The sequence below is a fragment of the Variovorax sp. P4_D9 genome, from assembly GCF_056401695.1.
On record NZ_JBFUIU010000558.1, the window covers coordinates 1 to 6,073 of the forward strand.

The following is a 6,073-nucleotide window of genomic DNA, read 5'->3' on the forward strand; positions in this document are numbered from 1 at the left end:
GTCTACAGCCGCATCGCGCGCAACCAGGGCGTCGATTCGATGCGGCGGGCTTTCTGGCGCCGTGCGCTGAAGGTCTACCTGAGCCAGGCCGCGACGCTGCTGTTTCTCTTCACCGTCATTTCGGCCGTCGGGCTGCGCATCGATCAGCCGGCGGTCAAGAACCTGCTGTCCTTCTATCTGGCCAATCCGCGCGAGGGCTTTCTCTATTCGCTGCTGCTGATCTACGAGCCGGCGCTGCTCGACATCCTGCCGATGTACATCTTCTTCATGCTGCTGAGTCCGTGGGTGCYGGCCTTCGGCCTGCGCCATGGCTGGACCGCGGTGATGGTTGCCAGTGGCAGCCTGTGGGGGCTGGCGCAGTTCGGGCTCAGCGAATGGCTCTATGGGCTGACCGTGCGCCACACCGGGCKGGTGGTGCCCTTCCACGAGATGGGCGCCTTCAACGCCTTCGCCTGGCAGTTCCTGTGGTTCGCCGGCCTGTGGATGGGCGCCGGCCGCAATGCGCCCGATGCCCGCCCACTGCGCATCCCGGCCTGGCTGGTGGTGCTCGCCGGCTCGGCGGCGCTCTATGGCTTCTGGTGGCGGCACCATGGCATCAACGGCCAGGCGCCCTTCGGCGGCGATGTCGAGCTCAACCTGCTGTTCGACAAGTGGCAGCTCGGGCCGCTGCGGCTGGTCAACCTGGCGGCGCTGGGCATCGTGGCGGTCCGCTACGGACCGGCCTTCATGCGCCGTATTTCGCGTCTGCACTGGCTCGAGGACCTGGGCAGCGCCTCGCTGCCGGTCTTTTGTGCCCACCTGGTGGCGGTGCTGCTGGTGCTGGCGGTCTACGGTGACAGCCAGACGGCGCGGCCCTGGTGGGGCGACCTGCTGCTGCTGCTCGCGGTGTTCGGCTGGCTCCGCGGGGTCGCCCGCCTGACGATCTGGTGGGACGACCGGCAAAAGCCGCCGGCGCTGCCGCTATCGCGCGCCCTGGGCGACTGAAGCCTGGGCTGGCTCCTGAAGGTGCGCCGCGATCACCGACTGCCAGAGCCGGTAGCCGTCGTCGTTGAGATGCAGCTGGTCGCCGCGGAACAGTTCCGGCCGGGGCCGGCCGTCGGCGCCCAGCATCGGCGTGAAGATGTCGATGTAGTCGCTGTTGGGCAGCCGCTTCAGGTAGGCGCCGATCATGTCGTTGGTTTCGCGGATGCCCGGCAGCAGCGTCTCGCGCGACGGGCTGGGCTTGATTGAGATGTAGGCGATGCGGGTCTCGGGCAGCCCGGTGCGCACCGTGTTGGCGAACAGGGCGAAGCTCTCGAGCACCTGCAGCGGCGTGCGTCCCTCGGCCAGGTCGTTGTCGCCGGCATAGACCAGCACCAGCCGCGGCTTGTAGCGCAGCACCAGGTCGGCCGCGAACAGACCGCAGTCGGCCATGGTCGAGCCGCCGAAGCCCCGGTTGATGACCACCGGCAGCTGCCGGAAGTCCTGCGCCAAGTGGGACCACATGCGGATCGTCGAGCTGCCGACGAAGAGCACGCCGCCGGGCGCCGGCAGGCGCTCTCGGTCGGCCGCCGCAAAGGCGTCGAGTTCGCCGCGCCATCGGGCGTGGGCGGCAAGGTAGGCCGGGGACGGCGGCGCCTCGGTGCTGCCAGCAGCCGGATCGGCCGCCTGGACGGCCAGGGCCCCAGCGAGCGCGAACGAGAAGAGGGCGCCCCGGACGGCGGATTTCATCGAGAGCATCGAGACCCAACGTTCCTGGACCGCAAAGCGTTGGCGAAACCGGCCCGATGAGGCATCAAATGGTAACGACTCATCAGGCCGGCCGGCTCACTGGCTGTTGCGGCCGATACCCTGGTAGCTGATGCCGGCAGCCTTCATGGTGCCCGGCTCGTAGAGATTGCGGCCGTCGAACACTACCGGCGACTTCATCAGCGCCTTCAGCCGTTCGAGGTTCGGGCTGCGGTAGGCCTTCCACTCGGTCATGATGATCAGCGCATCGGCGCCGGCCAGGGCTTCCATCGGGTCTTTTGTCGCCGTGAAGCTGATGCGCTCCAGCAGCGCGGGCGCATCGGCGAAGTCGAGCTTCAGCACGCGCTTGGTCTCCTCGATCGCGATCGGGTCGTGCGCCAGCACGCGGGCGCCGGCGCGCAGCAGCACGTCGAGCACCACGCGGCTCGGCGCCTCGCGCATGTCGTCGGTGTTGGGCTTGAAGGCCAGGCCCCAGAGCGCGAACGTGCGCTGGCTGAGGTCGGTCCCGAAGCGCGACAGCACCTTCTGGCTCAGCACGTGCTTCTGGTCGTTGTTGACCGCCTCGACCGACTCGAGCACCCGCAGCGCCTGTCCGTTGTCGCGCGCGGTGCGCGTCAGCGCCTGGATGTCCTTCGGGAAGCAGCTGCCGCCGTAGCCGGTGCCGGCATACAGGAAGCTGTAGCCGATGCGCGGATCGGAGCCGATGCCCTGGCGCACCGCCTCGATGTCGGCGCCGACGCGGTCGGCCAGGTTGGCCAGCTCGTTCATGAAGCTGATCCGGGTGGCCAGCATCGCGTTGGCGGCGTACTTGGTGAACTCGGCCGAGCGCACGTCCATCACGCGGGTGCGTTCGTGGTTGCGGTTGAAGGGGGCATAGAGCCGGCGCATGGCGGCCAGCGCCTCGCGGCCGTCGTCGTCGTCGGCGTAGCCGATCACGATCCGGTCGGGCCGCATGAAGTCCTCGACCGCCGCGCCTTCCTTCAGGAACTCGGGGTTGCTGACCACCGAGAAGCGCAGGTCGGAACGCCCGCGCTTGTCGAGTTCTTCCTGGATCACGGCCTTGACGCGATCGGCCGTGCCCACCGGCACGGTCGACTTGTCGACCACCACCTTGAAGCCGTTCATGTACTTGCCGATGCTGCGTGCCGCGGCCAGCACGTACTTCAGGTCGGCGCTGCCGTCCTCGTCGGGCGGCGTGCCGACGGCGATGAACTGGATGTCGCCGTGCGCCACCGAGGCCTCGATGTCGGTCGAGAAGCCGAGCCGCTTCGCCGCCACGTTCGACTCCACCACCTCGGCCAGGCCCGGTTCGTAGATCGGGATGCCGCCCGCGTTGAGCATTGCGATCTTGTCCGCGTCGAGGTCGAGACAGAAGACGTTGTTGCCGATGTCCGCCAGGCAGGCGCCGGTGACCAGTCCGACGTAGCCGGTGCCGATGATCGAGATGTTCATGCGTTCAAGTCGCGTTGGTTTCCGAAAGAATCTGGTCGAAGTAGGCGATGGTCTTCTTCAGGCCCTCCTCGAGCTGGGTCCTGGGTGCCCAGCCGTCGAGCTCCTTCTGCGCCAGCGAGATGTCCGGCCGGCGCTGCTTGGGATCGTCCGCGGGCAGCGGCATCCGGATCAGGTTGCTCTTGGAGCCGGTGAGCTCGATCACCTTGTTGGCCAGTTCGAGCATCGAGAACTCGCCCGGGTTGCCGATGTTGACCGGGCCCGGCAGCTCGTCGCCGGTGTTCATCATACGCAGCATCGCGTCGAGCAAATCGTCGACATAGCAGAAGCTGCGCGTCTGCTGGCCGTCGCCGTAGATCGTGATGTCCTCGCCCTTCAGGGCCTGGACGATGAAGTTCGACACCACGCGGCCGTCGTTCATGTGCATGCGCGGCCCGTAGGTGTTGAAGATGCGCACCACCTTGATGCGCAGCTGGTGTTGCCGGTGGTAGTCGAAGAACAGCGTCTCGGCGCAGCGCTTTCCTTCGTCGTAGCAGCTGCGCAGGCCGATCGGATTCACGCGGCCCCAGTAGGCCTCGACCTGCGGATGGATCTCGGGGTCGCCGTAGACCTCGCTCGTCGAGGCCTGCAGGATCTTGGCGCGCACGCGCTTGGCCAGGCCCAGCATGTTGATCGCGCCGTGCACGCTGGTCTTGGTGGTCTGCACCGGATCGTGCTGGTAGTGGATCGGCGAGGCCGGGCAGGCCAAGTTGAAGATCTCGTCGACCTCGACGTACAGCGGGAAGGTCACGTCGTGGCGCATCAGCTCGAAGCGTGGGTGGTCGAGCAGGTGCTCCAAGTTGCGCTTGGTGCCGGTGAAGAAGTTGTCGACGCACAGGACGTCGTGCCCCTGCTCGAGGAGCCGATCGCACAGGTGGCTGCCGAGAAAACCGGCGCCGCCGGTGACCAGCATCCGTTTGGAGGCGTTGTATTTGCGCATTCGCTTAGTCACTTCCTGTAGGTCAGTTCGATGGTTGCTGATGGCGTTGCTCGTACATCTTCGCGTCGACCAGCATGCGGAACCACAGCGCCTGGAAGAAGGCGAAGTAGAAGCCGGTCGTGCCGTCCAAGAAGCCCAGGCGGAACACGTAGCGGTAGACGAAATAGCTGAGCGAGCGAACCCCCGTCGGGAGCTTGTAATACAGCTCCTTGATGAAGCGGGTGCGCTCGCGGGCATCACCCATGAGGCGCGGCTGAAGGACGTTGTCGGCGGCGACGCGGGGGCCCAGCTTCTCCTTCGCCTCGGCATCGCTCCAGCGGTTGTGGCTGGCGATCCAGTCGGCCAGGCGGGCCGAGTTCTTGTCGTGCATGAAGCCGTCGAGCCGGCCCGGCTTCGCGCTGCTGATGAAGTGCTGGTCGTAGAGCCGCGACTCGCAGCGGCCCTGCCCCGCGCGGAACAGCCGCAGGTGCCACGGGTTGAGGCCGCTGAAGCGCAGCATCTTGCCCATGAAATAGTCGCGGCGGCGTATCAGGTAGGCATCGAAGGCGGGTTGGCCGGCCAGCAGGGCGCTGATCTCAGCGACCGCGCGATCGTCCAGCACTTCGTCGGCATCGAGGTGCAGCTGCCATTCGAAGGACGGCTCGATCTGCGCGATGGCCCAGTTGCGCTGGTCGCTGTAGTTCGAGAACGGGCGCTGCGTCACCGTGCAACCCAACTGCTCGAGGATCGCCGGGGTGCCGTCCGTCGAATGCGAGTCGACCACGAAGACGTGCGGACTCACTTTTTTGGCCTGAGTCACCGTTTCGCGAATGATCGACGCGGAATTGAAGGTCAGGATGACGACGACGCAGCGAGGGTTTTCCATGGTGTTCGGCTTGGGTGGCAGCTTCTGAGTCAGGGATCACCCGAATCCGTAAGCGCGGAGCATGCCAAACTTTAGCACTACATTCTTACATTTAGGAACACTACAGACGAACGAGCCCTCCGTCCATCGGCCTATGGCTACAGCACATCACGGTTTGCRCCGCCTCGGCTGGGCAGGTTCAGGCCAGCCGTGCCTGGTGCCGGGCGATCTGCTGGCGCACCTGCGCCGGGGCCGTGCCACCCAGGATGTTGCGGGCATTCAGCGAGCCGCGCAGGCTCAGCACGCCGTAGACGTCCTTCTCGATCTGCGGGTTGAAGGTCTGCAGCACCGCGAGCGGCAATTCCGACAGGTCGACCTGGTGCGAGATCGCCGCCTTGACCGCATGGGCCACCGTTTCGTGCGCGTCGCGGAAAGGCAGGCCCTTCTTGACCAGGTAGTCGGCCAGGTCGGTGGCGGTGGCGTAGCCGCGCAGGGCGGCGCGCTCCATCGCCTCGGGCTTGACGGTGATGCCGCCGACCATCTCCGAAAAGATGCGCAGGGTGTCCTTGAGCGTGTCGACGGTGTCGAACAGCGGCTCCTTGTCTTCCTGGTTGTCCTTGTTGTAGGCCAGCGGCTGGCCCTTCATGAGCGTGATCAGCGCCATCAGGTGGCCGACCACGCGGCCGGTCTTGCCGCGTGCCAGTTCGGGTACGTCCGGATTTTTCTTCTGCGGCATGATCGAGCTGCCCGTGCAGAAGCGGTCCGCGATGTCGATGAAGCCGAAGGACTGGCTCATCCACAGCACCAGCTCCTCGCTCAGGCGGCTGATGTGGACCATAGCCAGCGAGGCGGCAGCGGTGAACTCGATCGCGAAGTCGCGGTCGCTGACGGCATCCAGGCTGTTCTGGCAGACCTCGTCCATGCCGAGCGCCCTGGCCACGGCCTCGCGGTCCAGCGGGTAGCTGGTGCCGGCCAGAGCGGCGGCGCCCAGCGGCAGGCGGTTGACGCGCTTGCGCACGTCGGCCATGCGTTCGGCGTCGCGGGCGAACATTTCCACGTAGGCCAGCATGTGG

6 protein-coding genes are annotated in these 6,073 nt (G+C 66.4%); 1 reads left to right on the top strand and 5 read right to left on the bottom strand.

The features are described 5' to 3' along the window. A partial coding sequence (opgC, locus tag AC1DY5_RS38635) for an OpgC domain-containing protein (protein ID WP_478119746.1) occupies nucleotides 1–984 on the top strand: 984 nt, incomplete at its 5' end. Here opgC and AC1DY5_RS38640 read toward each other — a convergent pair. The 5 genes from AC1DY5_RS38640 to argH all read right to left on the bottom strand — a co-directional run. Next, nucleotides 961–1,710, bottom strand: a complete 750-nt coding sequence (locus AC1DY5_RS38640; RefSeq protein WP_478119747.1) for an SGNH/GDSL hydrolase family protein — start codon at nucleotides 1,708–1,710, stop codon at nucleotides 961–963. The two genes, opgC and AC1DY5_RS38640, sit on opposite strands and share 24 nt — an antisense overlap. Nucleotides 1,711–1,806: 96 nt before the next feature. After that, entirely contained in the window at nucleotides 1,807–3,180 is a 1,374-nt protein-coding gene (locus AC1DY5_RS38645; protein WP_478119748.1) for a UDP-glucose dehydrogenase family protein, read from the bottom strand. A gap of 4 nt (nucleotides 3,181–3,184) precedes the next feature. Further along, nucleotides 3,185–4,156: a UDP-glucuronic acid decarboxylase family protein gene (locus AC1DY5_RS38650; protein ID WP_478119749.1), complete on the bottom strand. Its 972-nt coding sequence runs from the start codon at nucleotides 4,154–4,156 to the stop codon at nucleotides 3,185–3,187. 22 nt (nucleotides 4,157–4,178) lie between these two features. Next, nucleotides 4,179–5,021, bottom strand: a complete 843-nt coding sequence (locus tag AC1DY5_RS38655; RefSeq protein ID WP_478119750.1) for a glycosyltransferase family 2 protein — start codon at nucleotides 5,019–5,021, stop codon at nucleotides 4,179–4,181. A gap of 178 nt (nucleotides 5,022–5,199) precedes the next feature. Next, nucleotides 5,200–6,073 (bottom strand): argininosuccinate lyase (gene argH / locus AC1DY5_RS38660; RefSeq protein ID WP_478119751.1); only part of this gene is annotated, 874 nt, incomplete at its 5' end.